At 60.9% G+C, this 25,807-nt stretch carries 24 protein-coding genes; 11 read left to right on the top strand and 13 right to left on the bottom strand.

Annotated elements, in window-relative coordinates:
* Nucleotides 1-98: 98 nt before the first annotated feature.
* From ACYVIT_RS15875 to ACYVIT_RS15850, 6 genes are all read left to right on the top strand, one after another.
* The gene (locus ACYVIT_RS15875) at nucleotides 99-932 is read left to right on the top strand and encodes an energy transducer TonB (RefSeq protein WP_415808098.1); all 834 of its coding nucleotides are present in this window, start codon (nucleotides 99-101) and stop codon (nucleotides 930-932) included.
* A gap of 1 nt (nucleotide 933) precedes the next feature.
* Nucleotides 934-1,920 (top strand): MotA/TolQ/ExbB proton channel family protein, encoded by a 987-nt coding sequence (locus tag ACYVIT_RS15870; RefSeq protein ID WP_415808099.1) that lies wholly within the window; start codon nucleotides 934-936, stop codon nucleotides 1,918-1,920.
* Nucleotides 1,920-2,459, top strand: coding sequence for an ExbD/TolR family protein (locus ACYVIT_RS15865; RefSeq protein ID WP_415808100.1), 540 nt, complete (start codon nucleotides 1,920-1,922; stop codon nucleotides 2,457-2,459). Before ACYVIT_RS15870 ends, ACYVIT_RS15865 begins: the two co-directional genes overlap by 1 nt.
* Nucleotides 2,460-2,786: 327 nt before the next feature.
* Nucleotides 2,787-3,458 (top strand): response regulator transcription factor, encoded by a 672-nt coding sequence (locus ACYVIT_RS15860; RefSeq protein ID WP_415808101.1) that lies wholly within the window; start codon nucleotides 2,787-2,789, stop codon nucleotides 3,456-3,458.
* A 50-nt stretch (nucleotides 3,459-3,508) separates the two neighbouring features.
* Complete coding sequence (locus ACYVIT_RS15855; protein WP_415808102.1) at nucleotides 3,509-4,630, top strand: ATP-binding protein; 1,122 nt, start codon at nucleotides 3,509-3,511, stop codon at nucleotides 4,628-4,630.
* Nucleotides 4,631-4,647: 17 nt separating this feature from the next.
* Complete coding sequence (locus ACYVIT_RS15850) at nucleotides 4,648-6,549, top strand: potassium transporter Kup (RefSeq protein WP_415808103.1); 1,902 nt, start codon at nucleotides 4,648-4,650, stop codon at nucleotides 6,547-6,549.
* 146 nt (nucleotides 6,550-6,695) lie between these two features.
* Here ACYVIT_RS15850 and argG read toward each other — a convergent pair whose 3' ends face one another.
* Both argG and argF read right to left on the bottom strand, forming a co-directional pair.
* Nucleotides 6,696-8,033 (bottom strand): argininosuccinate synthase, encoded by a 1,338-nt coding sequence (gene argG, locus ACYVIT_RS15845; RefSeq protein WP_415808104.1) that lies wholly within the window; start codon nucleotides 8,031-8,033, stop codon nucleotides 6,696-6,698.
* 518 nt (nucleotides 8,034-8,551) lie between these two features.
* Nucleotides 8,552-9,493 (bottom strand): ornithine carbamoyltransferase, encoded by a 942-nt coding sequence (gene argF, locus ACYVIT_RS15840; protein ID WP_415808599.1) that lies wholly within the window; start codon nucleotides 9,491-9,493, stop codon nucleotides 8,552-8,554.
* 111 nt (nucleotides 9,494-9,604) lie between these two features.
* On the opposite strand from argF, the gene ACYVIT_RS15835 reads away from it, so the two are divergent.
* Nucleotides 9,605-9,895 (top strand): DUF3579 domain-containing protein, encoded by a 291-nt coding sequence (locus ACYVIT_RS15835; protein WP_415808600.1) that lies wholly within the window; start codon nucleotides 9,605-9,607, stop codon nucleotides 9,893-9,895.
* 9 nt (nucleotides 9,896-9,904) lie between these two features.
* On the opposite strand, the gene ACYVIT_RS15830 is transcribed toward ACYVIT_RS15835, so the two are convergent.
* From ACYVIT_RS15830 to ACYVIT_RS15820, 3 genes are all read right to left on the bottom strand, one after another.
* The gene (locus ACYVIT_RS15830) at nucleotides 9,905-12,013 is read right to left on the bottom strand and encodes a TonB-dependent siderophore receptor (protein WP_415808601.1); all 2,109 of its coding nucleotides are present in this window, start codon (nucleotides 12,011-12,013) and stop codon (nucleotides 9,905-9,907) included.
* A gap of 284 nt (nucleotides 12,014-12,297) precedes the next feature.
* Nucleotides 12,298-13,254: a 2-hydroxyacid dehydrogenase gene (locus ACYVIT_RS15825; RefSeq protein ID WP_415808602.1), complete on the bottom strand. Its 957-nt coding sequence runs from the start codon at nucleotides 13,252-13,254 to the stop codon at nucleotides 12,298-12,300.
* A 42-nt stretch (nucleotides 13,255-13,296) separates the two neighbouring features.
* Nucleotides 13,297-14,268: a Bug family tripartite tricarboxylate transporter substrate binding protein gene (locus ACYVIT_RS15820; protein WP_415808603.1), complete on the bottom strand. Its 972-nt coding sequence runs from the start codon at nucleotides 14,266-14,268 to the stop codon at nucleotides 13,297-13,299.
* 200 nt (nucleotides 14,269-14,468) lie between these two features.
* Between ACYVIT_RS15820 and ACYVIT_RS15815 the strand changes: the two genes are divergently transcribed.
* The 4 genes from ACYVIT_RS15815 to garL all read left to right on the top strand — a co-directional run bounded on the left by ACYVIT_RS15815 (nucleotide 14,469) and on the right by garL (nucleotide 18,529).
* On the top strand, nucleotides 14,469-15,554 hold the full coding sequence (locus ACYVIT_RS15815) for an SMP-30/gluconolactonase/LRE family protein (RefSeq protein ID WP_415808604.1): 1,086 nt from the start codon (nucleotides 14,469-14,471) through the stop codon (nucleotides 15,552-15,554).
* Nucleotides 15,555-15,704: 150 nt separating this feature from the next.
* Nucleotides 15,705-16,412: a FadR/GntR family transcriptional regulator gene (locus ACYVIT_RS15810; RefSeq protein WP_415808625.1), complete on the top strand. Its 708-nt coding sequence runs from the start codon at nucleotides 15,705-15,707 to the stop codon at nucleotides 16,410-16,412.
* A gap of 107 nt (nucleotides 16,413-16,519) precedes the next feature.
* Nucleotides 16,520-17,641, top strand: a complete 1,122-nt coding sequence (locus ACYVIT_RS15805) for an Ldh family oxidoreductase (protein ID WP_415808605.1) — start codon at nucleotides 16,520-16,522, stop codon at nucleotides 17,639-17,641.
* Nucleotides 17,642-17,761: 120 nt separating this feature from the next.
* A complete protein-coding gene (garL, locus tag ACYVIT_RS15800; protein ID WP_415808606.1) occupies nucleotides 17,762-18,529 on the top strand; it encodes a 2-dehydro-3-deoxyglucarate aldolase in 768 nt (255 codons plus the stop codon).
* Between the two features lie 190 nt (nucleotides 18,530-18,719).
* Here garL and rpsT read toward each other — a convergent pair whose 3' ends face one another.
* The 8 genes from rpsT to lpxK all read right to left on the bottom strand — a co-directional run bounded on the left by rpsT (nucleotide 18,720) and on the right by lpxK (nucleotide 25,756).
* The gene (gene rpsT / locus ACYVIT_RS15795; protein ID WP_094821746.1) at nucleotides 18,720-18,983 is read right to left on the bottom strand and encodes a 30S ribosomal protein S20; all 264 of its coding nucleotides are present in this window, start codon (nucleotides 18,981-18,983) and stop codon (nucleotides 18,720-18,722) included.
* A 144-nt stretch (nucleotides 18,984-19,127) separates the two neighbouring features.
* The gene (locus ACYVIT_RS15790) at nucleotides 19,128-20,078 is read right to left on the bottom strand and encodes a DUF4880 domain-containing protein (RefSeq protein ID WP_415808626.1); all 951 of its coding nucleotides are present in this window, start codon (nucleotides 20,076-20,078) and stop codon (nucleotides 19,128-19,130) included.
* Nucleotides 20,079-20,211: 133 nt separating this feature from the next.
* Nucleotides 20,212-21,771, bottom strand: a complete 1,560-nt coding sequence (murJ, locus tag ACYVIT_RS15785) for a murein biosynthesis integral membrane protein MurJ (RefSeq protein ID WP_415808607.1) — start codon at nucleotides 21,769-21,771, stop codon at nucleotides 20,212-20,214.
* A gap of 201 nt (nucleotides 21,772-21,972) precedes the next feature.
* A complete protein-coding gene (locus ACYVIT_RS15780; RefSeq protein WP_415808608.1) occupies nucleotides 21,973-22,731 on the bottom strand; it encodes a 3-hydroxyacyl-CoA dehydrogenase in 759 nt (252 codons plus the stop codon).
* Between the two features lie 74 nt (nucleotides 22,732-22,805).
* Complete coding sequence (gene adk / locus ACYVIT_RS15775; RefSeq protein ID WP_460478228.1) at nucleotides 22,806-23,462, bottom strand: nucleoside monophosphate kinase; 657 nt, start codon at nucleotides 23,460-23,462, stop codon at nucleotides 22,806-22,808.
* Between the two features lie 96 nt (nucleotides 23,463-23,558).
* Nucleotides 23,559-24,326: a 3-deoxy-manno-octulosonate cytidylyltransferase gene (kdsB, locus tag ACYVIT_RS15770; protein WP_415808610.1), complete on the bottom strand. Its 768-nt coding sequence runs from the start codon at nucleotides 24,324-24,326 to the stop codon at nucleotides 23,559-23,561.
* Nucleotides 24,323-24,514: a Trm112 family protein gene (locus ACYVIT_RS15765; protein WP_415808611.1), complete on the bottom strand. Its 192-nt coding sequence runs from the start codon at nucleotides 24,512-24,514 to the stop codon at nucleotides 24,323-24,325. The genes kdsB and ACYVIT_RS15765 overlap by 4 nt, the downstream gene beginning before the upstream one ends.
* A gap of 96 nt (nucleotides 24,515-24,610) precedes the next feature.
* Nucleotides 24,611-25,756 carry a tetraacyldisaccharide 4'-kinase gene (gene lpxK, locus ACYVIT_RS15760; RefSeq protein WP_415808627.1) on the bottom strand — a complete coding sequence of 382 codons (1,146 nt, stop codon included), beginning with the start codon at nucleotides 25,754-25,756 and terminating at the stop codon, nucleotides 24,611-24,613.
* Nucleotides 25,757-25,807: the final 51 nt, after the last annotated feature.

Genomic DNA, 25,807 nt, shown 5'->3' with positions numbered 1-25,807 from the left:
TAAGCTATCATGTCGGACTTGGAATTTGCCGGTTCTGGCGTTTCCGGCGTGGTGCCGGTTGCGTGGCCGGCGACACTTCGACGTTTTTTGGCTGATTCATGCCTCGTCTTCAACACGGTTGGTCTTCTGGTCCACAATCCTCTGCTGCTTTACGTATTGGCGCCGGTCTCACGGTGCTGGCAGTGCATTTGGCGGTGGTGGGGGCGATTTACTGGATGCCCGACGAAACTCCGCCTGAACTGCTGGAACCCGAAGCAGTGATGGTCAGCGTCATTGAAGCGCCGGTGCCTGAAATGGCAAAGGCTGAACCTGCCGTTGAGCCGCAACCGGAGCCGCCGCCACAGCCCGAGGTAGAACCGCCGCCTCCAGAGCCGGAACCGGAGATTGAGCCGGAGCCGGAGCCCGAGCCTGAGCCCGTGGTCGAACCTGAGCCCGAGCCCGAACCGGTCATCGAAAAGCCTGTGGAGCCTGCTCCCAAGCCAAAGCCTAAACCGAAGCCCAAACCCAAACCTAAACCCAAGGTCGAAAAACCGGTCGAGAAACCAAAACCGCCCAAGCCTACGCCGCCGTCCGAGGCGCCGCCTACCGGCGCGCCCGAAGGGGCCAAGGTGACGCAGGCTCCGGTTCAGGGCCCGCCGCCCGATGAGCCGATCCTGGTGTCCAGTGTCGAGTATGCAGGGCGTCGTCCGATGCCGAACTACCCGACCATGTCCAAACGCTTTCGTGAAGAAGGGCGGGTCGTGATCTTGGTCGAGATCAACACCATCGGTGTCGTGGAAAAGGCAACGGTGGATAAAAGCTCGGGCTTTGATCGTTTAGATGAGTCTGCTCTGGCAGCGGCGCGTAAAGCACGCTTTAAACCTTTGATGCGCAATGGCGTGCCGTATCCCGCCAAGGCCAAATTACCGTTCGATTTCGTACTAAGGAACTGAGATGTCCAACGCTATGCATAATGCCATCCTGGTGGCGCAGGCAAGCACCACGCCGACAGCGCCCGCGGCCTCTGGCGCTGCGGCGGCTGCAGGCTCTGTCGCTCCAGCCGCTTCCGGCGCCGCTCCTGCCGTGCCTGGCGCGCAACAAGCCGCCGATGCGCTGCATCAGGCAGGTCCCGCCCTGTCGCAGGCAGGCGATACGTTGCAGCAGGCCGCTGGCGCGCTGCCGCCCATGCCCACGGTGCCGGACATGGGTTTCCTGCATTTTGTCGCGCAGAGCGATTTTGTCGGCAAGACCTTGTTCGCCATCCTGATCATCATGTCGCTGGTGACGTGGTATCTGATTCTGGTGAAGTGCGTCAGCAATGTGCGCATGCGCCGCCGTTCCTCTGATTTTCTGAACAAATTCTGGAATTCCAGTTCGTTGGAACAGGTGGAAAATGAGATCGTGACGCACGGCGCGCGTGATCCATTCTCGCATTTGGCCAGCCATGCCATGCATGCGCAGGCTCACCACGCCAAGTTCGGCGCGACCAAGCTCGAAGAGTCGGGCGCCAATGGCGAGTTCGTGACGCGCACGATGCGTAAAGTCATCGACGAGGAAACCGCCAAGCTCGAAAACGGCTTGACGGTGCTGGCCTCGGTCGGCTCGACAGCGCCTTTTGTCGGCTTGTTCGGTACGGTGTGGGGGGTGTACCACGCGCTGGTCGGTATCGGCCTGGCCGACGGTGTGACGATCAACCGTATTGCCGGCCCCGTGGGCGAGGCGCTGATCATGACCGGTCTCGGTCTGGCAGTCGCTATCCCGGCAGTGTTGGCCTATAACGCATTTGTGCGTAATAACCGCGTGTTCCTGTCGCGTCTGGACGCGTTCGCACATGATTTGTTTGCCTTCCTGAGCACGGGCCAGCAGGTGGAATTGTCTGATGGCAAAGTGCGCGCGTTGCGCCGTCATGGCCAGGGCGGGAACGGCCGAGGAGCGGAATAATGGCTTTTGGCAGCTTTGACAGTAAAGGTCCGGGCAGCCACGCGGTGTCGGAAATCAACATGGTGCCGCTGATCGACGTCATGTTGGTGCTGCTGGTGATTTTCATCATCACGGCACCTTTGATGGCGCACTCGGTGCGCATCAATATGCCGCAGGTCAGCTCCGAACCGATCGACCAGGAACCCAAAAGCGTGGATCTGGCTATTGATCCCGCCGGGGCATTGTTCTGGGACGATAAGCCCGTGGCGATGGATGATTTGCCCAACCGTTTCTATACGATGGCGCAAACCAAGCCGCAGCCCGAGCTGCGCATTCGCGCTGACCTGAATACGCGCTACGAGACTTTGGCCAAGGTCATGGCGGCGGCGCGGCGCTCGGGCCTGTCGCGGATAGGCTTTATCACCACGCCGGCGGCCCAGGGCGGCGCGCCAGGCAGCGCTGCACCAGGCGGTGCACCCGCCGGTGCCGGAGCGCCGTCTAGCGGATCGCCCGCACCGTCTGCCGCGCCTGCGGTACCGGCGCCCGCGGCGGCACAGTAAACCGCTGCCGAAGGTCGGCATGACACACGCTGTGATGTTCATGCCCAAACGTGCCAGACTCACCGGGTCTGGCACGTTGCGTTTCAGCCCTTTGTCAGCGCGGCGGCGCGCTGGCATGTCCCGTTTCGGCATCTGGGCATGAATCTGGGCATGACTGTCACAAGTGTGACGCAGTGCATTTCAGCGGCTTGGCATATCATGTCGCGGATTTGGCGCTTGGTTTCCAGAGTCTTTGCAGCGCCCATCTCAATCTTTAACCGCGGCAGATACGGCCGGGCGCCTCACGGCGAATTTCTTCTAAACCATACTTCGCGCTAGAATTCCGCCATGCGAGTACTTGTAATCGAAGACGACATGACCCTGGGCCACGCGCTCCAGGAGTTTTTGGCCGACCAGGGTTATGCGGTCGATTGGTTAACCGACGGAGACAAGGTGCTGGGCGCCTTGGCCGGGCAGACCTACGATCTGCTTTTACTCGATTTGAATCTGCCGGGCCGCAGCGGGCTGGATGTATTGCGCCAACTGCGCCAGGATGGCAATCAGGTTCCCGTGTTGATCGTGACGGCCCGCGACGGGCTGGATGATCGGGTGGCGGGGCTGGATGCCGGGGCGGATGACTACGTGACCAAGCCCTTTGATTTGCCAGAGCTGGCCGCACGCGTACGTGTTTTCGGACGCCGCCGCTCGGGTCAGGCACAGCCGTTGATCGAGGCGGGCACGCTCAGTTTCGATACGGTCGGGCGCGAGGTTCGCGCCAATGGTCAGCGTTTGTCCTTGTCGGTACGTGAGCTTTCCGTGCTGGAAATGCTGATGGCGCGCGCGGGACGCGTGGTGACCAAGCGCCAGATCGTCAATTCTCTATCGGCCTGGGACGCAGACTTTAGCGAAAACGCGGTCGAGGTCTATGTCTACCGTTTGCGCAAGCGCCTCGAAGGCACGGGCGCCAGTATCCAGACGGTACGGGGTTTCGGCTATATGCTGGAAACGCAAGCAGCGTGAATACCCATCGCAGGTCCGCGCACGCTGTGCCCCGACCTGCGTCTTCCACTATGCTGGATTCTCATTCCTCTATTTCGGACGCGTCTGCGACGGGGCGTTGGCATTTTGCGCGCGGTTCGTTGGCGCGCTATCTGGTCAAACGGCTGCTGCCGCCCATCCTGGTGCTGGTGGCGCTGGATTTGCTGGCCACCTGGGTCATCAGCCATAAATTCGATATGGCCGGCTGGATGCTGGAGGATTTTTTCTGGGTCATGGTCCTGGGCCAGGCGGTACTGGTGGGGGTGTTCGCCGCCGTGATCGTGCAGGGCGTGCGATCAGGATTGCGTTCGGTCAATCATCTATCCGAAGAAATCCGTCAGCGATCCATCGACGATATGCAGCCGCTGGAGGTCGCGGGCGTGCCGGCCGAGATCGCGCCCTTGGTGACGCACACCAATGATCTGTTGCTGCGCCTGGACGCTTCATTGGCCGCGCAGCGCCGGTTCATCGGCCATGCCGCGCATCAATTGCGTACGCCGTTGAGCGGGCTGCGCATGGAATCCGAACTGATGTTGGCGCGTCCGCTGCCGGACGATGTGCGGGCACGTGCCGAGCGTATCAAAGCCGTCAGCGACCGCATGATCCGGCTCGGGCAGCAACTGCTGGTATTGGCGCGATCGGATCCGAACGCGCGTCCGCAGGACAGTTTTGTCCGCATCGACCTGTGTGAATGGGTGCGGGTGAGCGGCGCGGAATGGATACCGCATGCCCATGCGGCACATTTCGATATTGACCTGGTGGCGCCGGATCATCCTGTCTGGATCGATGGCGATCCATTGCTGCTGGATGAGCTGCTGGGCAATCTGATCGACAATGCGGTGCGCTATGGCAATGGCAGTGGCCGTATTACGCTGACAGTCAGCGAGAATCCGCCGACATTGATTGTCGAGGACGACGGCCCCGGGATCCCTGGCGAAGAACGCGAGCGGGTATTCGAGGCGTTTTATCGTTCGCCCGGCAGCACTGCCGGCGGTTCGGGATTGGGGTTGGCCATCGTGCGCGAGATTGCGCATGCTCATGGCGCGTGGTGGAAACTGACCAGTCGGCCTGAATATCCCGGTACGCGTTTGTCTGTCGCTTTTCCCGGCCCTCGTAAAGGGGCGCAATTGACCCGTCAGGATCGTACTGTTTGACTCACTGGGAGTAACGGATGAGTTCGCCTGTGCAGGCCCCTATTTCAGGCAACGAGCATGTTGCGTCGTCGAAAGCCATGCTGATGCTGGGGGCGCTGGGGGTGGTTTATGGTGATATCGGCACCAGCCCGCTGTATACCTTGCGCGCCTGTCTGGTCGGCTTTGCCGATGTTGAACCTGATCATATTCTGGGTGTGCTGTCGATTCTGTTCTGGCTGTTGATGCTGGTCGTCTCGTTCAAGTACGTCATGTTGGTGCTGCGCGCCGATAACCGGGGCGAGGGTGGCACGCTGGCATTGCTGGAGCTTGCCGTACGCGGGCGGTCGGAGCGCTCGCGGTGGCTGTTGGTGGTGCTGGGGATTTTCGGGGCATCGCTGTTTTACGGCGATAGCATGATTACCCCGGCTATTTCGGTGTTGTCCGCGCTGGAAGGCATCGGCGTGGTGTCGCATACGCTGGATCCCTGGATCGTCCCGTTGGCGCTGGTGGTCCTCATATTGCTGTTTGTGATCCAGTCCAAAGGCACCGGGGCCATGGGCAAGTTGTTCGGCCCCATCATGGCGCTGTGGTTTACGACGCTGGCGATATTGGGCGGATGGCAGATCTGGCAGGCGCCCCAGGTGTTGCAGGCCTTGAATCCCGCGTGGGCGCTGAGCTTCATCGATGAGTTTCCTTTGGGTAGTTTCCTGTTGCTTGGCGCTGTGGTGTTGGCGCTGACCGGGGCCGAGGCGCTTTATGCTGACATGGGCCATTTTGGCCGTCCGGCGATCCGGCGTGCCTGGTTCTCGATGGTGTTGCCGGCTTTGGTGCTGTGCTATTTCGGTCAGGGCGCGTTGTTGTTGCGTGACCCGCAGGCCATTCGCAATCCGTTTTTCCTGATGGCGCCGGAATGGGGGCTGGTACCGCTGGTGATCTTGGCGACTATTGCTACGGTCGTAGCGGCTCAGGCTGTGATTTCTGGTGCGTATTCCGTGACGCGCCAGGCGGTGCAATTGGGCTTTTGGCCGCGGATGCAGATTTTGCATACGTCGGCGGTCGAAAAAGGCCAGATCTATTTGCCGCAGGTCAACGCGTTGCTGCTGGTGTCAGTGTTGGTTCTGGTTCTGGTGTTCCAGGATTCTGAAAACCTCGCTGCGGCGTATGGTTTTGCAGTCACTGGCACCATGTTGGTGACAACGGTGCTGGCATTTGCGGTATTGCCGCGCGGTGCGACTGGCGGCAAGCGGATGTTGTGGCTGGCGACACTCGGTGTGTTGCTGGTGGTGGATATCCTGCTGTTCGGCGCCAATATTTTCAAAATCCACGAAGGGGGTTGGCTGCCTTTGTTGGTAGGTGCGATCGTCTTTTCTTTGATGATGACGTGGCGCCGGGGCCGCCAATTGCTGGCTCAGCAGCAGCGCCGCGACCAGCAGCCGCTGAAAGAATTCATGGTGCAACTCGAAGAGTTTCCGCCTGCAAGGGTGCCGGGTACGGCAATTTTCATGACCATGAGCCCAGGTCTGGTGCCGGCTGCTTTACTGCATAACCTGAAGCACAACAAGGTGCTGCACGAGCATGTGTTGTTCTTGACCGTCGCGGTCGCAGATGTGCCGTATGTGTCGGCGCATGAGCGCTTTACGGTTGAACAGATCAGTGCGTCGTGCTGGCAGATTGTGGTGGATTATGGGTTTAAAGAAGATCCCAATGTGCCTGATGTCTTGAGACAGGTGGCAGAGGCTTATCCTGAAATTGATCTGGAGCCTATGCGGACGTCGTATTACCTGTCGCGTCAGACGGTCGTGGCGGCGAGAAAGCCTGCGATGTGGCGTTGGCGGCGCGGGGTGTTTGCATTTATGGCGCGCAACGCGACGCGCAGTACGAAGTTTTTCAAGATTCCGCCGAATCGCGTGGTGGAGATGGGGATGCAGGTCGAGGTTTAGGCGGGGCTGCGTGGTGGCGGAGTTCTTTAGCCGTCCCCGGCGACCGGCAGGAACTCATAGAGGTGGCTGGCAAGCGGCTGGAACCCGTCGTGATCGAAGCGCATAAAAAAACCGCACATCAGTGCGGTTTTTTTATGGGAGGACGTTTACTTCTTGTTGTTGTCCTTCAATTGGGGCAACGCCGTGCCAGAGGCGGCCAGCAGGCCGGTTTGCACGTAGGTGAAGAGCTTGGCGCGTGTGTCGGTGATGTCGAGGTTGCGCATGGTCAGTTGGCCGATGCGGTCGGCGGGCGTGAACGGTGCGTTTTCGACTTTTTCCATGGACAGGCGCTCGGGCGCGTAGGTCAGGTTGGGCGACTCGGTGTTCAGGATCGAGTAGTCGTTGCCGCGGCGCAGTTCCAGGGTGACTTCGCCAGTGACGGCGCGGGCGACCCAGCGTTGGGCCGTTTCGCGCAGCATGATGGCTTGCGGATCGAACCAGCGGCCTTGGTACAGCAGGCGGCCGAGCTTGCGGCCGCTTTCGCGGTATTGCTCGATGGTGTCCTCGTTGTGGATGCCGGTGACCAGGCGCTCGTAGGCGATGAAGAGCAAAGCCATACCGGGGGCTTCGTAGATGCCGCGGCTCTTGGCTTCGATGATGCGGTTCTCGATCTGGTCGCTCATGCCCAGGCCATGACGGCCGCCGATGCGGTTGGCTTCGAGCATCAGTTCGACGGGGTCGTCGTAGGCGACGCCGTTCAGCGCAACGGGCTGGCCTTCTTCGAAGCGGACGGTGACTTCTTCGGCTTTGACGGCGACGTCATCGCGCCAGAACGCGACGCCCATGATGGGCTTGACGATGCGGATGCCGGAGTTCAGCTGCTCGAGGTCTTTAGCCTCGTGCGTGGCGCCCAGCAGGTTGGAGTCGGTCGAGTAGGCCTTTTCGGCGGACATTTTGTAGTCGAAGCCAGCCTGGCGCATGTACTCGGACATCTCCGAACGGCCGCCGAGTTCGTCGATAAAGCGCTGGTCGAGCCAGGGCTTGTAGATCTTCAGTTCCGGGTTGGTCAACAGACCATAACGGTAGAAACGCTCGATGTCGTTGCCCTTGAACGTGCTGCCGTCCCCCCAGATGTTGACGTTGTCTTCTTTCATGGCGGCCACGAGCATGGTGCCGGTGACGGCGCGACCGATGGGCGTGGTGTTGAAATAGGTGATGCCGCCGGTGGAAATGTGGAACGCGCCCGATTGCAGGGCGGCGATGCCTTCGGCCACGAGCTGCGGACGGCAATCGATCAGGCGGGCGCTTTCAGCGCCGTAGGCGAGCGCCTTGCGCGGGATTTCGTCGTAGTCGGATTCGTCGGGTTGGCCCAGGTTGGCGGTGTACGCGTAGGGGACGACGCCGTTATTGCGCATCCACAGCAGGGCCGCGCTGGTATCCAGGCCGCCCGAAAAGGCGATGCCGACTTTCTGGCCGATGGGCAGATTGGGAAGAATAGTGGTCATGGTGTGTAAATCGCCTACGGGACGACGGACGAATGAAACGGAAGAAGAACCGCTGGACGCGCTGCGGCAAGGCAAAGCGGTGCGTACGCGGAATTTTCCATTTTAACGCGTTTGTCTGGAGTGGTCGTAACTCGTCTCCGGACGTGGTGCTTCTTGTTTAAGCGTCCACTTTTCAACGCCCTTGAGAGCAAAAAAGCAGCCGTTCCTAATTGTGAGTTTGCCGCAGCCGGGGGGCAGTGGCGGGCAGGCCTGTCGGAGGCTGCCGAGTCCGCGAACCATCGGCGGGGGTAGTCCGGGGGCCATGTTTGAGCGAAGCGAGTTTGGCCCCCGGCCCGCCGATGGTTCGCGGACGTAGGCCGAGTCCCCGTTGAGGGGACGAGTCAGCCGACCAGGCCTGTCCGCCACTGCGCCCCGGCTGCGGCAAACGGCTCAAGAACTCGCTTTTCCCGCCGCACCGAGGGCGTCAAAACCTATGTGCCGAGGGCCAAGAGCTCAAGCATCTCGCGCCCGAACGGATTTCAATCGATTTTGCCCAACAACAGGAATTCCATCAGGGCTTTCTGCACGTGCAGTCGGTTCTCTGCCTCGTCCCAGACGACGCTTTGCGGGCCGTCGATGACTTCACCGGTGACTTCTTCGCCGCGGTGAGCGGGCAGGCAGTGCATGAATACGGCCTGGGGATCGGCGGCAGCCATCATTTCCGCGTCGACGCACCAGTCGGCAAAGGCGGCGCGGCGGGCGTCGTTTTCGGCCTCGTAGCCCATGCTGGTCCAGACGTCGGTCGTCACCAGGTGAGCGCCCCGGCAGGCCTCGATGGGATCGGCAAACTGGCGCAAGACGCCCTCGGGCGGGGTGCCAATGCGATTGGGCTCGAGCTCATAGCCCGACGGCGTGGACACATGCAGCGTAAAGCCCAGCATTTCGGCCGCCTGCAGCCAGGTGTACGACATGTTGTTGGCATCACCGATCCAGGCAACGGTCTTGCCGGCGATCGGGCCACGATGCTCGATGTAGGTGAAGATGTCGGCCAGAATCTGGCAAGGGTGGAATTCGTTGGTCAGCCCGTTGATGACCGGCACGCGCGAATGCGAGGCAAAACGCTCGATGCGGGTCTGCTCGAACGTGCGGATCATGACGATGTCGACCATGCGGGAAATCACGCGGGCCGTGTCTTCGATGGGCTCGGAGCGGCCCAGTTGCGAATCGTTGGACGTCAGGTTGATGACAGAGCCGCCCATTTGGTACATCCCGGCCTCGAAGGAGACGCGAGTGCGGGTGCTGGCTTTCTCGAACACCATGGCCAGAGTGCGGTCGTGCAGCGGCATATGGGGCTCGTAGCGCTTGAACTTGTCTTTGATCAAGCGGGCACGGTCGAGAACATAGGCGATTTCACTGGGGGAAAAGTCCCGGAACTGCAGGAAGTGCCGCAACGGGCCAGTCTGGTGCGCAGGAGGTGTCATGATGAAAAGGGCGAAGCCAAAACATCAATCATATACAATTCGCGGCGCGGGCCGCATCTTTGTCGTTTGTCCGATCCGGACGCAGCGCACGCCGCCCGTGGTGAAAAATTCATGACAAATCGCGTCAAACAATTCGTTATTCACGGTGTCACCGAGAGTGGCTCCCGTTTTCGTCCCAGTGATTGGGCCGAGCGCCTGGCCGGCGTGATGGCCCAGTTCCGGCCGCCCGGCTCGGCTGGCAGCCATCTGACTTATTCGCCCTATGTTTTACCGATGTTGATCGATGGAGTGCGGGGCGTGGTGGTGGATCTGCGGCTGCGGGACCTGGAGCCGCTGGCCTACAAATTCGTGGTGGACTTCGCCCGCGACAATAACCTCAGGACCGAGGAGCGCGAGGTGTGACGCCTCGGCCTAATATTGGTACCCCAGTGTCAGCATGGCGGTGCGGCCGTCTCCCAGCGCGACGGCGTTACGCAAGCCGCCGGTGAAGTAGTCCTTGTCGAACAGGTTTCGCACGGTCAGCGCCGCTCGCCAATGTGCCGCGTGATACGCGACACCGACGTCTGCCACGGCGTAACCGGGAATTTCGTACCCGTAGGCATGACGGGGGCTTTCTCCCCGTACGGCGCCGTTGAGTTCCCAGCCTAGCAGCCGGTCCTGCAGGCGATATCGCGCCGTCAGATTGAAACTGTGCCGCGGCACGTTGTCCAGCCAATCTCCCTCTGTGGAAGGCGATTGACCGCCGTCGTCGGTGATGATGGCAGCGGTATAGGCATAGCCTCCCATCAGGCTCAAGCCGTTGCCCAGATCGGAGGCAAAGCCGATTTCCGCACCCCGGGTACGTTGTTCACCTACGGCGATACTGAAGCCGTCGTTGAAGGGGTCGGATTGCAGGACGCTGCGACGGCGCAAATCGAAGGCGGCCAACGTCAAGCTGGTGGCCCCATCATCCAGATCGAATTTCACGCCGATTTCCCATTGCGATCCTTTTTCGGGATCAAACACATTGCCATCGACGTCGGTTCCGCTGTTGGGATAGAACGAGGTCGCATAGCTGATATAGGGACGCACGCCTGGCCACATTTCGTACATGATGGCTGCAGAGCCGGTGGTGGCTTGAGACGGATTGTCTGCGCGCTCGCCGTTCAAATGGTTGGTGGAGTAGGTCGCGGCTTGGTCGCGCCTCAGGCCTGCTACGAATTGCCAGCGCTCGCCGAACTCCATCTGGTCGCGTAGATAGACGCCCAGTGTGCGTAATGTCGACGTGGTATCGGTTCGGGGATTGGCGGGGCAGGTGATATCGCTGCCGTAGACGGGGTCATAAACATCCAGCGTGCCTACGCTGCAGGTGTACGACAACGCGTTTTCCCGTGACCGTAGATAGTCGATCCCGACGGTGACGGTATGGCGGCCCAGCGGGGTGTCGAAAAGGCGCTGGGCATTGGTGTCGAGGGAAAAGGTGTCGCCGTCCCAGGCCTGGTCTGTCGCCGTGCGCCGCAGCGTTCGATTGTCCGCATTCAGCGTGCCGTTGGCGATCAACTGACCCGTGACCGAGAACTGTTGCCAGCGCAGATTTTGATTGAGAGTCCAACCATTGGCAAAGCGATGGGTGAGGGCATAGCCGATGCGGCTCTGGAATGCCCGATAAGGGTCCTGGTCCGGTTCGCCGATGAATCGGCTGCGGGCGATGCTGCCCAAGGGGTTGGGCAATACGGAGCCCGCCAGTGGTAGACCCTGCTGGCGGATGTAGCGGCGTTCCTGGTAGCTGGCCAAAATCGTAAAGTCGGTGGCGGCGCCCAGGTCCAGCGATAACGAGGGGGCGATCCAGCGATTTTTGAACCACACATAGTCGGTCGCGTCGTGGGAGTTCATCGCGAGTGCGTTCAAACGAAACGCTGCCTTGCCGTTGTCGGAGAGCGGAGTCCCCATGTCCAGCGTGCCCTGGTAGAAATCATGGCTGGCCACCGTGACATCGGCGCGGGCAAAGGCCTCGGCTTGTGGACGTTTGCTCACCATGTTTACCAGTCCGCCCGGCAACACCAAGCCATACAGCAATGACGCGGGCCCTTTGAGGACTTCGACTTGGTCGACGCCGAACAATTCTTGTGCGACACGGTTGCTGTCTGAGACGCGCAGGCCGTCCAGAAAAATGGAATCCGATGCCACTTGACCGCGAATGATCAGATCGTCCCAGCCGCGGCGACCAAATTGATTGCTGACCACGTCCGGCACATTATGCAGGGCATCGGCCAGGGTCTGCGCCTGTTGGCTGTCGAGCACGGCGCGTGGTACTACGGTGATGGATTGCGGTGTCGCCGATAGCGGAATAGAGGATTTATTGACTTGTGGCGGGGTGACCGGATTGAATGCCTCGGTATCGTCATTGCCGGTTATCTGTACTGCCGGCATTTGCGCGATGTCATTATCGGGATGGCCTGTAGTGGTGGACTGCGCGATGGCGAGGGCGGGGACGAGTACGATCAGGCAAGCAAGGGGACGTTGCGGCAACGGCGAGGGCATGGCGTGATTTGAAAGGCAGCGAGGTGAGGGGGGCGAGGCGAGAGCAGAGGTCGATATCTACTCGGGAATAATAATTATTGCACTAATAACGATAATCGTTTTTATTTAGCATTTTGACCCATCGTCGATGAGGTGTAATGATGTTGGACGGTCTTTGAGGGACGCGCCTGAGTCCGTAAGGAAAGAGACCGGATTCAGGTGCAATAGCGGGCGTTGCACCCGCTTGGCAGACCAGTGCCGGCACGAGAGTGAGCCGTTGCACGGCTCACTGTGCGGCTGAGGTGTTATTCGACCGGCGTGACCAGTTTGCCGTTCTGGAAATACGATGCCAGGTTTTCCAGCATCAGGTCTTCCATGGCAAGACGGGTTTCGTAGGTGGCGCTGCCAATGTGAGGCAGCAAGACCGTGTTATCGCTGTCGATGAGGGCCTCGGGCACTTTGGGTTCGTATTCGAACACGTCCAGGGCGGCGCAACCGAGTTTGCCGTTCTCGAGGGCGGTTGTCAGGGCTTGTTCGTCAATGACGGGACCGCGCGCGATGTTGACGATGATGCCTTTGGGACCCAATGCCTCGATGACCTGCTGATTGACCAGATGGCGGGTTTCCGGGCCGCCGACGGTCGCAACGACCAAGAAATCGGCCCAGGTAGCGAGATCGATCAGCGAGGCTTCGTAGCCGTACGGCACATCAGTCCGTGCACGGCGGTTGTGATAGCGGACTTCCATGTCGAAACCGTCACCGCGGCGGGCGATGGCCTGGCCGATGCGGCCCAGGCCGATCACACCCAGTTTTTTGCCGCTGACGCGGGTGCCCAGCGGGATGTTGCCATGGACCTGGCCCCAGCGGCCGGCGCGTACAAAACGGTCGCCCAGGCTCATGCGGCGCGCCCCGGCGATCATCAGCCCCCAGGCCAGATCGGCCACGCAGTCGGTCAGGACGTCGGGCGTGTTGCTGACGAGGACACCACGGGCACGGGCGGCTTGTACGTCGATGGTTTCGTAGCCCACCCCCCAACTGCAAATGGCTTTCAGATCAGGCAGCGCATTGATCAGGTCGGCGTCGGCGCCCATGGTTGCCGAGGTGACCACGGCGGTGATGCCTTTGCCGTGGTCGGTGAGGGCGGCTTTGCGATCCCCGTGTTTCCAGAGCTCGAAGACGTCGTAGTCGTTGGCGAGCCGTTGGTTGGCAGAAGGAGAGCCGGACAGAGAGCCGACCTGAAGAATGCGTGGCTTGGTGGTCATGTCGTTGATGATTGGGGTGGGAAAAAGCAAATGCTACTTGATTTATTGCAACTCAATGCCGCCTTCTTTGATGACCTGTTTCCAACGGGCGACCTCGGCTTTTTGGAAGGCGGCGAACTCTTCGGGTGTGTTGGCCACGACCTCAAAGCCCAGGCCTTGCAGCGTTTTCGTCACGCCGGGATCACGCAGCGTGGTGCGCAGTGCGTCGGAGAGGGTTTTCACGACAGGGGCGGGAGTGTCTTTGGGCACGGCAAAACCTTGCCACGAGTACACCACCATGTCTTTGATGCCGGCCTCGGCCAGCGTGGGCACGTTGGGCAATTCCGGTGAGCGGGTGTCGCCGGTGATGGCCAGGGCCTTCAGTTTGCCAGCCTGTACATGTTTCTGTACTGCGCCGAGGTTCTGGAACGAGACGTTGACCTGGGCGCCCAAAAGGTCGGCAATGGCCGCGCCGCCGCCGCGGTAGGGGACGTCTACACCGGTCGTGCCGGTGCGCTGACGAAACAGGATGGCAGACAGGTGGTCCGAGGATCCTGTGCCGGATGAGGCGTACGAGACTTTGCCGGGATTTTTCTTGGCGTATTCCACCAGTTCGGCGACGGTGTTGGGCGGGAACGAGGGCGGTGCAACCAGGATGTTGGGGTTGCGCACGGCCTGAGTCAGATAGGTAAAGTCCTTGCTCGGGTTGTACGAGAGTTCTTTGTACAAGGCCTCGTTAATGGCAAAGGTGCCGATAGAACCGACCATCATGGTGTAGCCGTCTGGCGTGGAGCGTGCGAGAGCCTGTGCGCCGATGGCGCTGTTTGCGCCGGGTTTGTTTTCGGCTACGAAGGTCTGGCCCAGGAGCTTTTGCATCCCCGGCAGGACCGAACGCGCCGTGATGTCGGATGAGCCGCCAGGGACAAAGGGCACGATGACGGTGACGGGCTTGTCGGGATACGAAGCCGCATGGGCAGCAGTGCCGCCGAGCAGGGTGAGGCTGGCGGTTGCGATGGCGCTAATCAGTTTCTTCACGATGTCTCCTGTGCGCGTTGGGCGCATCTTGTGAGAAGGGAGTCTTGTAAAACAAGACCAAGCGTTGAGAGTATGCTTGTCAAACAAGTATACTTTCCGAGGCCGTATCGTACGGTGATAAGCACGGCATTTTTAGCAGTAGATACCCTAGTGTGAGCATGCTCGCACTGCGAAGATAACGATAAGCCGGAGACAACTTTATGCGTGATATTCCTGCTCCACAGTCCACTGCCGTATCCGAATCAAAGCAGACGAATCCTGAAGCCGAGACATTGGCCAGTAATGGGCGTCGCCGTTGGTTGGCGGGGGTCGGCGCAGCGGCGGTGACGTTGCCCGCATGGGCGCGTGCCTGGGAGCCTGCTGCAGCGTATCCCGACCCTTCGGTACAGGTGCTGGACGCTACGTTTGAGCCCTATCGGTTGTTCAATGCGGGCGTGGAGCGCATTGCGACAGGCATGCGCTGGAATGAGGGGCCGGTGTGGTTTGGCGATGGGCGGTTTTTGCTGTGGAGCGATATTCCCAACGACCGCATCATGAAATGGGATGAGTCCACGGGCGCGGTCAGCGAGTTTCGCAAACCCTCGAATTACTCCAATGGCAATACGCGCGATCGGCAGGGCCGTCTGGTCACGTGCGAGCATCTGACGCGCCGCGTCACTCGTACGGAATATGACGGTTCGATCACGGTGCTGATGGATAGTTACGAGGGCAAGCCGCTGAATTCGCCCAATGATGTGATCTGCCATTCGGATGGCTCGATCTGGTTTTCGGATCCTCCGTTCGGGATTGGCGGTAATTACGAGGGCCGCAAGGCCAAGGCTGAATTGCCGCATACGGTCTATCGTATCGATGCGCAGACGGGCAAGGGCGAGGCCATGATCACCAATCTGAAGGGAACCAATGGTCTGTGTTTTTCCCCTGATGAGTCGCTGTTGTATGTGGTAGAAGGGCGCGCTACGCCAAATCGCTTGATCCATGTGTATGACGTGACCGAGGGCGGCAAAAAGCTGTCTGATGGCCGGGTGTTCCTGGATGCCCAAGGTGGCACCATCGACGGGATGCGCTGCGATGTGGACGGCAATCTGTGGCTGGGTTGGGGCATGGGCGAGGGCAAGGACGGCGTGATGGTCGTCTCGTCTCAAGGCAAACGCCTGGGCCATATTCATTTGCCCGAGCGCTGCGCCAATCTGTGCTTTGGCGGTGCGCAGCGCAATCGCCTGTTCATGGCCTCGTCGCACTCCATTTATGCCTTGTATGTGAATACGCAAGGGGCGGTTGGCGGTTAGTGCGTCATGTCGCCTACACGTAAACGAACAGCGAGGCCGGGGGCGGGCACAACGAATGCCAGCTCCTTGATTCCAGCCGCGCAGGCGGGGGTCGGTGCACTCGCTGACGAGGCGAACGCACCCGCGGCTGAGAAGCAGGGCAGCGGTGCCTTGGTCCTGGAGCGAGGCCAGCGCGTGCGTCTGGCAGACCAGCTGTATGGCCAGATCTTTGAGCAGATTGTCGAGGGCGGGCTGAATGTCGGCGACAAGCTGCCATCGGAGCACGAGATCTGCGAGCGTTTTGGCGTCTCGCGGCCGGTGGTGCGCGAGGCGCTGCTGCGCTTGCGTGCTGATGGGTTGGTGACAGCGCACCAGGGTTTGGGGACGTTTGTCAGTCATCAGCCCGCACCGCGTTTAAAGACGTTCAGCGATGTGCGGAATGTGGGAGCGTATCTACGTGCCCAAGAGATCCGTGTTGCGCTGGAGGGCGACGCCGCACGTCTGGCCGCCATGCGGCGCACGGACGAGGAATTGCATCAGATCGAACAGGCGCATGCAGCGTTCGTGGATGAACTGGAGCGTGGCCGTATTTCGGCTGAGGCGGACCTGGCCTTTCATGCCTGTATTGCACAGGCGACGGGTAATGATTATTACCTGGGGGTGCTGGAATCGATTCACGAGTCGATCAGCGGTTTCATGCGCCTGACATTGAGCCTGACGCGTACCGGGTCGCGTCAACGTGCACAACGTGTTGTGGACGAGCACGCCGCCATTTTGTCGGCGATACGCGAGCAGGACGGAGAGCGGGCGCGGGTGGCGATGCAGTTTCATCTAGGTCAGGCGCGTCATCGACTGGTGGATCGTGAACGGGATCAATGAGAATCGAATGGCTGGGCGCGGCTCAGCGTGGTTCAACGCATGTATGGTGGCAATACGAGTGGAATGCCTGTTGAGAACAAGGGTGTGAAGCCCGAAGGAGAGCGGCAGTGAAGGGTGGTAGTAGCCAAATAATCAATGTGCCGGCGCAGCAGGTGCGTCAGCAGATACGGTTGGTGTTGATGGCGTGGGGGATGCCGGAGGATCTGGCCGTCACCACATCGGACCTGATGGCGGAAACGGATTTGCTGGGAATCGATTCGCACGGCATTTCCATGTTGCCTGCGTACGAGGCCAAGTTGCGTGCGGGCACGTTGCAGATCGGTGCGCGGCCTCGTGTGGTACGTGAGGCTACGTCTACTGCGTTGCTCGATGGCATGGCGGGTCTGGGGTACCCCGTGGCGGCGCAGGCGATGAATCTCGCGGTAGACAAGGCCTTGGAGCATGGTGTAGGCGCCGTTTCGGTACGAAATTCGCATCACTTCGGCGCGGCGGGTGTTTACGCGCGTATGGCCGTGCGGCGTGGCACAGTGGGATTGGTGACCAGTAGTGCGACGACGCTGATCATGGTTCCCACGCATGGCGCGTTTCCGATGCTGGGGACCAATCCGATTGCGTTTGCAGCCCCGGCGGCACAGAACGAACCCTTTGTGCTGGATATGGCCACGACCACGGTCGCTGCGAACAAGGTCAAGGTGTACGACTTTCATGGCAAGCCCTTGCCCGAGGGGTGGGCAGTCGATGGCCAGGGCGGCAATGTGACCGATTCGGCTGAAGCGATGCGCTATATCTTTGATCGTCGCGAGGGCGGCTTGACGCCGTTGGGCGGCACCGCCGCCATGAGCAGCCATAAAGGCTATGGTCTGGCGATGATGGCGCAAATCCTGGGCGGCACGTTGAGCGGCAGTGCGTTGGCGGCGCGGCAGGCCGCGGTGCGCCGGCCGGGCGATCCCGATGATATCGGGCATTTCTTTTTGGCACTGAATCCGGATGCATTCCGGGACTCGGGGTCATTTGAAGACGAGCTGGACGAGGTGATCGACACCTTGCATGAAACGCCACCGGCCGATCCGGCCAAGCCCGTGCAGGTGGCCGGAGAGCCCGAGGCGGTCGAGCGGGAGCGGCGTTTGCGCGAAGGTATTCCGATTCCATTCGCGTTGGAAGAGCGCCTGCGCGCTATTTGTGAGCGTAGCGGCGTGGACTATGTGCTGAGTGCCGCCAGCGCAGCCTGAGCCTCTGACGCCGCGCTTGATGGACGTTTTTCCAGGAGCGCATGTCGCGCCACGTTTTTGGCTCTCGTTGCCGGATTCCGTGCAGCCACGAGGGCTTTCTACTTAGCCAAGGAAGTGATTATGAATTCACCGTTGCCTAACCGTTTTCGCCAGCAGATCCTGGCTCGCGAGCGGCTGATCGGCTTTTGGATGTGCATGTCCAACCACATTACTGCTGAACTGGCAGGCCTGGCCAACTACGATTGGTTGCTGATCGATGGCGAACATTCGCCCAACGAAGTCCCGTTGATGTTGCAGCAGTTGCAGGCTCTGCAGGGCAGCACGAGTGCGGCAATTGGCCGGCCTTCTTGGAATGATCCGGTCGAGATCAAGCGTTTGCTGGATATCGGGTTTTATAACCTGTTGATCCCGTTTATCGAGACGGCGGAAGAGGCGCGCCGCGCCGTCGCTGCTACGCGCTATCCGCCGCAGGGGATCCGGGGTGTGGCGGGGGCACAGCGCAGCAACCGCTATGGCACGGTGCCGGATTATCTGACGACGATCAACGACAACGTCTGCGTACTGTTGCAGATCGAGAGCCGAGCCGGTGTGGATGCCGTCGATGAGATCGCGGCGGTCGAGGGCGTGGACGGCATCTTTATTGGACCGTCGGATCTGGCGGCGGGCTTGGGGCACCTGGGCAATCCAGGGCATCCAGAGGTGCAAGAGGTCATTCGCCATCTGTATGAACGCGTCACTGCTCAGGGCAAGGCTGTAGGCACCTTGGCGCCTGTGCAGGCAGATGCACGCCGCTATCTGGACATGGGGATGCACTTTGTAGCGGTGGGCACGGACCTGGGCGTGTTCAAGCAAGCGACCTTCGCGCTGCGTGAGGCGTTTGCGAAGTAAGTGAAATCGGCCGGTAATCCGGCCGATTTGTTTGCTGGCGCATGTCGTGCAGGCACGCATTGGCTGGCAGCGGGTTGCGATCAGTCATGACCAGCGAAATCCATTGCTGCAATAACAAAAGGATGCCCACGGGCATCCTTTTGTTTTGCCGTATTCATGCAGCCCTGCAGAGCAGGGGCAGCAGAATGGCTTAGGCCAGCGCCTTGATGGCGGCAGCCAAGCGGCTCTTGTGGCGAGCGGCCTTGTTTTTGTGAATGATGTTCTTGTCAGCCACGCGATCGATCACGCTGGTGGCTTTTTGGAACACTTCGCTAGCCGCCGCCTTGTCGCCGGCTTCGATCGATTGGCGTACGCGCTTGATGGCGGTGCGCAGCATCGAGCGCAGGCTGGAGTTGTGCTTGTTACGCTCGACGGATTGGCGAGCGCGTTTGCGGGCTTGGGCGGTATTGGCCATGTGTTAATTAATTAAGTGAATTCGGCAAAGTCCAACATTGTAGCAAGTTTGCCGGGGATTGCAAGGAATTTCTAGTGTTGTGTCTTAAGAGTCTGCCCTGAGCCCCTAGACGCGTCGCACGGCAGCCGCCTAGGCAGTGTTACGTCAGGCCGAGGCAACGGCTATGGAGGTGACCCAGGGCGTGAAACGCTGCACGGTGATGGGCAGATGCTGTTCGAGGCTGCGTAATGTTCCACTGACATCATCTAGTGAGTATTCGCCGGAGACGGGTAGTCCCCCTGCCGCGACGGTAACGCGTAACGTCCCCGAATAGTAAGGACGTAAGGTCTCGACAATTTCATTCAGTGTAACGTCCCGCGCCACGATGCGTCCATGTTCCCAGGCGGCTCGGGTAGCCATTTCTCGGCTGGGTTCACCCAGGCGAAGTGCATCAAAGCGTATGCCCATGCCGGGTTGCAGAACAGTATGTGCGCCAGCACGGGTCTGGATTTCGATAGGCTCGTCATGAGCGACAACCAGGGTGCGGTGCGACTGTTGGCGCACCATGTAGCGCGCACCATGCGATCGGATCAGCCCCTCGGCCGTCTTGGTCAGGAATGGCCGGGATTCATTTGTAGCGGCTTCGATCGTGACCGCGCCGCTTTGCAAATTGAGCTGGCGCAGGTAGGGGGTGTAGCTCAAGTCCAGGGAACTGCGTGCATCGAGCAGCAGGCTGCTGCCGTCGGTGAGCGTGTAACGGCGCCGTTCGGAGGTACCGGTCGCAGCGTCCGACGCCAAGTTTTGCAGCGGGTAGACCGCGTTGCACGCATACGCTGTAGCGCCGCCAGCGAGCACCGTCAGCCCCGCGCGAGTCAGGAAGCGGCGCCGGCTATACGAGGCGGTCGTGGATGGGCGAGACGAATCGTCCGCTTGATCAAAGGCCGCACCATCGATGCTGGTGGTCAAATTTTGCCAGGCTTGATGGTGCTGAGGGTGCGCGTCGCGCCACGCCCGAAACTCGGCGTAGTCGTGCTGCGTGGCACGACCTGATCGCAGCAATAACAGCCAGTCGATGGCTTGGTTTGCCAGAGGGGATGCGTGGCTGAAGGGAGGCATCATTCCCATAAGCGAATCCGAACGGCTATGGAAGGTTAAATAGTAATGCTATTTTTACTTTAGTTTACATTAATTGTGAAAATTCTTTTAAATGAAGTTAAAAAACTTTTTGTTATTAACAATGCAAGGGGGATTATTTGCTGCGCCGACGGCCGAAATCGCGTAGGCGGAAACCAAAAATGAACAGCGCAGCAAAATACGCGATGCCGCTTGCGGCCAGGACGGCAGCTAACCACAGCGCGCGTTGCGCGGGGTGGCTTTGTAAGGCTATCCAATCCAGATGATGATCAGCGTAGTAAAGAACGGCAGCCAAGGCTGCCAACGCCGGCACCAGGCGCAGCGCGAATGTCAGCCAGCCCGGACCGGGACGGTACGTCCCTCGGCGCAAGAGGCCGAACAATAACGCCAGGGCGTTGAGCGTGGCGCCCAGACCGATAGCCAGCGCGAGGCCGGCGTGAGCCAGTGCCGGGACCAAGGCCAGGTTCATGAGTTGGGTCACAATCAGCACCATGACAGCGATTTTGACCGGTGTGCGGATGTCCTGTTGGGCATAAAAGCCGGGCGCCAGGATTTTCACACTGAGAATGCCGATCAAGCCGACGGAATAGGCCATCACGGCCAACCGGGTCTGTATGACGTCCTGGGCCTGAAAGGCGCCGTAATGAAAGAGCGTGGCGACCAGCCCGTCCGATAAGAGCGCCAGGCCCAGCGCGGCAGGCAAGCCCAGCAATATCACCAGGCGCAGCCCCCAGTCCAGCAGGGCGGAATAGCCAGCCTGGTCTTGTTTCGCATGTGCGGCCGACAGGCTGGGTAACAGTACGGTGCCCAACGCGACACCCAGCAGTGCAGTGGGAAATTCCATCAAGCGATCGGCAAACGATAGCCATGTGACACTACCTGGCGTGAGCCACGTGGCGATATTGGTATTTATCAACAGCGATATTTGCGCGACCGATACGCCGAGGGTGGCGGGCGCCATTTGTTTCAGGATGCGTTTGACGGTGGCGTCGCCCCAGGCCAGCCGCAGATTGGTCGCAAAGCGGGGCGTCAGGCCCAGACGCGCCAGGGCAATCCATTGCATTACCAGTTGGGCCACGCCGCCCGCCATGACGCCAACCGCCAGAGCGTATATCGGGATATCCATGCGCGGAGCCAGCCATAGGCAGGCTCCAATCATGGAGAGGTTAAGCAGAACAGGAGTGAAGGCCGGCACGGCAAAGCGCCGCCAGGTATTGAGAACCCCCGAGGCAAAGGCCACCAGCGACATGCACAGGATGTACGGGAACATCATTCGCGTCATCCAGACTGCTGCGCCGAACTCCGTGCCGCGGGCTTCGCCGCGCAAGCCGCTGGCCATGGCGGTGACAACCCACGGTGCGGCGAGAATGCCGATGAGTGTGACGGCCATCAGGGCCAGCGTCAGCAGCAGCGCCACGCGATCGAGCAGGGTGCGCACCTCGGCGTCTGTGCGTTCGGTGCGGGCGGCACCCAGGATGGGCACGAAGGCCTGAGCGAATGCGCCCTCGGCGAACAGGCGCCGCAACAGATTCGGAATCCGGAAAGCGACCCAGAAGGCGTCTGTCAGCGGCCCGGCGCCAAAGGCGCGTGCAACCAGAATGTCGCGAACCAAACCGGTGATACGCGACAACAGCGTGAAGCTACTGACCGTAGCGGCCGAGCGAAACAGACTCATGGGGTGACAAGAAAATTAAACGGTAAAAAAGGCCCCACGCTGCACCTTCGGCTTGCGGCCCCGCAAGGAGGCTTTTTTGCTTTGGACTCGGCCCAGCGGCAAAAATCCCCCTGACGCGGGTTGCCGCCAGGGGGAGTGTTGTTCCGGGCGCGCCCGGGACGACATGGTGCGCACCCGCAGCGTCGGCGCGCAGGGCTTGTATCATTTTGGCGGCATGCGGATCGCGCCATCCAGACGGATGGTCTCACCGTTGAGCATGTCGTTGGTGACGATACTGTGCACCAGCTTGGCGTAGTCCTCGGGACGACCCAGGCGTGCGGGGAACGGGATGCTGGCAGCCAGGGAGTCCTGGACCTCTTGGGGCATGCCGAAGATCATCGGTGTGCCGAAGATTCCCGGCGCGATGGTCATGCAGCGGATACCGGCTTTGGATAGATCGCGCGCGATCGGCAGGGTCATGCCCGCGACGCCCGCCTTTGAGGCGGCGTAGGCGGCTTGGCCGATCTGGCCGTCGAATGCCGCCACGGAGGCGGTGTTGATCAGGACGCCGCGTTCGCCGGTGGGCTCAGGGGTGTTGGCGCTCATGGCCTCGGCAGCCAGACGCATCATGTTGAAGCTGCCGATCAGGTTGATCGAGACGACTTTCTGGAACAATTCCAGCGGATGGGCGCCATTTTTGCCGACGATCTTGGCGGCGGGGGCAACGCCTGCGCAGTTGACCAGGCCGAACAGTGCACCGAGTTCCAGCGCAGCAGCGACCGCTTGCTGACCGTCAGCCTCTTGGGTGACGTCGCAATGCACGTAACGTTGGCCCAGTTCTTTGGCCAGGGCTTCGCCGGGTTCGTCTTGAACATCGGCGATGACGACTTTCGCGCCGTTGTCGACCAGCATGCGCACGGTGCCGGCGCCCAGGCCAGAGGCCCCGCCAGTCACAATGAATACCTTGTTCGCGATTTCCATACGAGTTCTTCAGAGGGAGAGGTTCAAAGAAACGCCGTGGCATGCCACGGCGCCCAGGGGGGAGCGCGAGAGCCTTAGCTGGCCAGCGCCTCGAATAGGCGGGCTTTGATTTCGTCAACCGCGCCTACACCCGAAATCTTGCGGTATTTGGGTGCTTTGGCATCGCCTGCTTCGGCCCAGGACGAGTAATAGTCCACAAGCGGGCGCGTCTGGCTTTGGTAGACAGCCAGACGGTTGCGTACGGTGGCTTCGCTATCATCGTCGCGCTGGATCAATGCCTCGCCGGTGATATCGTCAACGCCCGCAACTTTGGGCGGATTAAAGCGTACGTGATAGCTGCGGCCGCTGGCCGGGTGGACGCGGCGGCCGCTGATGCGTTCGATGATGTCTTCTTCAGGGACGGCGATTTCGACGACGTAGTCGAGTGCGACGCCCGCGCTTTTGAGTGCATCGGCTTGGGGAATCGTGCGCGGAAAGCCGTCAAACAAGTAACCGTTGGCGCAATCCGGTTGTTTCAGGCGGTCTCGCACCAAGCCGATGATGATGTCATCAGAGACCAGGCCTCCTGCGTCCATGACCTTTTTGGCTTCCAGGCCGAGCGGGGTGCCGGCCTTGACGGCCGCACGCAGCATATCGCCGGTGGAAATCTGCGGGATGGCGAACTGCTGGGTGACGAAGGCGGCCTGGGTGCCTTTGCCGGCGCCGGGCGGACCGAGCAGGATGAGACGCATGGGAGGAGCTCCTGAATAGTGGATGAATTTTAAGAATGAGGACGATTATGCCGCAACGCGGTGGACGGTGTGATTACGAGAATCAGGGAAAACCCGTCATTGTGGGCGATTGGCATACCAGGCACGGACTCTTTCGAGGTCTGCGGGGGTATCTACGCCAGCCATAGGCGGTTGCGGGGTGCGATGTACGACAATGGTGTGGCCGTGCTCGAGTGCGCGCAGTTGTTCGAGGGCCTCGAAACGCTCCAGCGTGCCCTGGGGCAGATTCGGAAAACGCCGCAAGAAAGCTACGCGGTAGGCATACAACCCAATGTGATGCAGTGCCGGTAATCCTGGGGTCAGCACGCGTTCGCCGCTGGCCAGGGCATCGCGAGCCCACGGAATCGGTGCGCGGGAAAAGTACAGGGCACGCCCATCGGCGCCGCAGACGACCTTGACCACGTTGGGATTGAAGAGGGATTCGGCATCGGCCAAGGGGCAGGCGCACGTCGCGATGTCGGCATCGGGATGATCGCGCAGCAGCGCCGCCACGGCATCGACGAGGGTGGGATCGATTTGCGGCTCGTCGCCCTGGACATTGACGACGATGGCGTCGTCGGCCAGACCCAGTTGTTCGACGGCCTCGGCCAGGCGATCGGTGCCGGTGGGATGATCTGCTCGGGTCAAGACGGCCTGGTGACCGTGCTCGCTAGCCGCCTGCTGTACGCGAGTATCGTCAGTGGCGATGATGACTTGCGCAGCCTGTGAGGCCGCGGCTCGCTCCGCGACGCGCACAACCATGGGTTTGCCGGCAATATCGGCCAGTGGCTTGTCGGGCAGGCGCGTGGACGCCATACGCGCGGGGATGAGGGCGATGAAACTCACGATGTCGCCGTGTCGGGGCGAGGGGTGTCCAGCGACCGCGCTTCGGATTCGAGCATGACGGGAATGCCGTCGCGCACCGGGTAGGCCAGGCGGTCGGCGCGGCAGGTCAGTTCGGCCTGGGTGCGGTCGTAGTCGAGACGGCCCTTGCAAAGCGGGCAGACGAGCGTATCAAGTAGGCGGGATTCCATAGGCGTAATTCTAAAGCAGTTTGGGGCCAGAACGGACGCTGCACTACCTGAGATGCGAGCTTTGGTGTGACGTTTTTAGCCTGGGGAGCCGTGGTGTCAACGTGCGTCGGCGATTCTACGCAGGCGCTGGTCGAGCCAATCAAACAGGGTTGGGTCGGAGAACTGTGCCTGGACCGGGATTTCCCAGAGGCGCGCGTCACAGTGATCCCGGCATTTGATGGCGTCTTTCGAGGTGATCAAGATGGCGTCGGCCTGCACGGCTTCGAACGGAGACTGCCGATAGTCGTAATGATCGGGCAGCGCCAGGCACGGGGTAGGCTGTATACCGGCCGCCTGCAAGGTCGCGAAAAATCGGTCGGGATTACCGATGCCGGCTGCCGCGGCAACGCTGCGAAAGGCTGATGGATCGGCAAAGTCGGCCAGGGGCCGTTCTACGCCCGTGGAGATCTGGCGGGCAGCGTCGGGGCGCAACTGCATGTCGGTCTGTCTGGGGGCAGCCGGGCTGTTCGCCGTCGACGGTCCCGAGGATGACTCAGTGGCATTTGACGCGGCCGACTGTGTCGGCTGCCAAACATGGGCACCAGGCGGCGAGGGCTGGCGGTCCGAGGGAAACGACGCCGCGGGTGACGCGTGTAGGTTCGTGCCGTTGGCCGAGCGATTCGTGATGATGGCGTCCACCGTATTCAATCGGGACGCGGGTTCGCGCAATGGCCCGGCCGGCAACAGGTGCCCGTTACCGACGCCGCGTTCATCCTGCACCACGATTTCTGCGTCACGCGCCAGCGCCAAGTGTTGCAACCCGTCGTCGGACACGATGACATCCGTTTGCGGGTACCGCTCAAGCAGGGCCTGGGCGGCCAGGGCGCGGCGCGGATGCACGGCCACAGGGGCGCCGCTTGTGTGGGCGATCAGGGCCGGTTCGTCGCCAAAGTCAGCGGGATTCAGTTCGCCATGGCCGACTCGCGGTTGGGGGCCGATCTTGGCGCCGTATCCGCGGCTGACGACGCCGGGTGTCCAGCCACGTTCGCGCAATGCCTGTACGGTCGCGATCACCACGGGTGTTTTACCGGTACCGCCGACATAAATGTTGCCGATCACGACCACTGGCACGGGGGCGCGATAGACCGGACGCCGGCCATTCACGTACTGCGCACGCCGTCGTTTCACATGCCAGCTCGTCAGGGCCGCAAGCGGGCGCAGCAGCATGGCCAGCCAGCCGTCATGCTGCCATTGGCGTTGCATAAAGCCTGAGGCAGACGGCGAGGCGGACGAGCTGTTGCGCGGCACGGAGGG

Source organism: Bordetella muralis (assembly GCF_054781015.1).
Note: the sequence above shows the minus strand (reverse complement) of the source record. Positions and strands in the feature narration are given on the sequence as shown.

Coding starts and splice junctions, on each gene's coding strand:
- ACYVIT_RS15875 (WP_415808098.1), top strand. CDS start 99: ATGCCTCGTCTTCAACACGGTTGGTCTTCTGGTCCACAATCCTCTGCT.
- ACYVIT_RS15870 (WP_415808099.1), top strand. CDS start 934: ATGTCCAACGCTATGCATAATGCCATCCTGGTGGCGCAGGCAAGCACC.
- ACYVIT_RS15865 (WP_415808100.1), top strand. CDS start 1,920: ATGGCTTTTGGCAGCTTTGACAGTAAAGGTCCGGGCAGCCACGCGGTG.
- ACYVIT_RS15860 (WP_415808101.1), top strand. CDS start 2,787: ATGCGAGTACTTGTAATCGAAGACGACATGACCCTGGGCCACGCGCTC.
- ACYVIT_RS15855 (WP_415808102.1), top strand. CDS start 3,509: ATGCTGGATTCTCATTCCTCTATTTCGGACGCGTCTGCGACGGGGCGT.
- ACYVIT_RS15850 (WP_415808103.1), top strand. CDS start 4,648: ATGAGTTCGCCTGTGCAGGCCCCTATTTCAGGCAACGAGCATGTTGCG.
- argG (WP_415808104.1), bottom strand. CDS start 8,033: ATGACCACTATTCTTCCCAATCTGCCCATCGGCCAGAAAGTCGGCATC.
- argF (WP_415808599.1), bottom strand. CDS start 9,493: ATGACACCTCCTGCGCACCAGACTGGCCCGTTGCGGCACTTCCTGCAG.
- ACYVIT_RS15835 (WP_415808600.1), top strand. CDS start 9,605: ATGACAAATCGCGTCAAACAATTCGTTATTCACGGTGTCACCGAGAGT.
- ACYVIT_RS15830 (WP_415808601.1), bottom strand. CDS start 12,013: ATGCCCTCGCCGTTGCCGCAACGTCCCCTTGCTTGCCTGATCGTACTC.
- ACYVIT_RS15825 (WP_415808602.1), bottom strand. CDS start 13,254: ATGACCACCAAGCCACGCATTCTTCAGGTCGGCTCTCTGTCCGGCTCT.
- ACYVIT_RS15815 (WP_415808604.1), top strand. CDS start 14,469: ATGCGTGATATTCCTGCTCCACAGTCCACTGCCGTATCCGAATCAAAG.
- garL (WP_415808606.1), top strand. CDS start 17,762: ATGAATTCACCGTTGCCTAACCGTTTTCGCCAGCAGATCCTGGCTCGC.
- rpsT (WP_094821746.1), bottom strand. CDS start 18,983: ATGGCCAATACCGCCCAAGCCCGCAAACGCGCTCGCCAATCCGTCGAG.
- ACYVIT_RS15790 (WP_415808626.1), bottom strand. CDS start 20,078: ATGCCTCCCTTCAGCCACGCATCCCCTCTGGCAAACCAAGCCATCGAC.
- murJ (WP_415808607.1), bottom strand. CDS start 21,771: ATGAGTCTGTTTCGCTCGGCCGCTACGGTCAGTAGCTTCACGCTGTTG.
- ACYVIT_RS15780 (WP_415808608.1), bottom strand. CDS start 22,731: ATGGAAATCGCGAACAAGGTATTCATTGTGACTGGCGGGGCCTCTGGC.
- adk (WP_460478228.1), bottom strand. CDS start 23,462: ATGCGTCTCATCCTGCTCGGTCCGCCCGGCGCCGGCAAAGGCACCCAG.
- ACYVIT_RS15765 (WP_415808611.1), bottom strand. CDS start 24,514: ATGGAATCCCGCCTACTTGATACGCTCGTCTGCCCGCTTTGCAAGGGC.
- lpxK (WP_415808627.1), bottom strand. CDS start 25,756: ATGCAACGCCAATGGCAGCATGACGGCTGGCTGGCCATGCTGCTGCGC.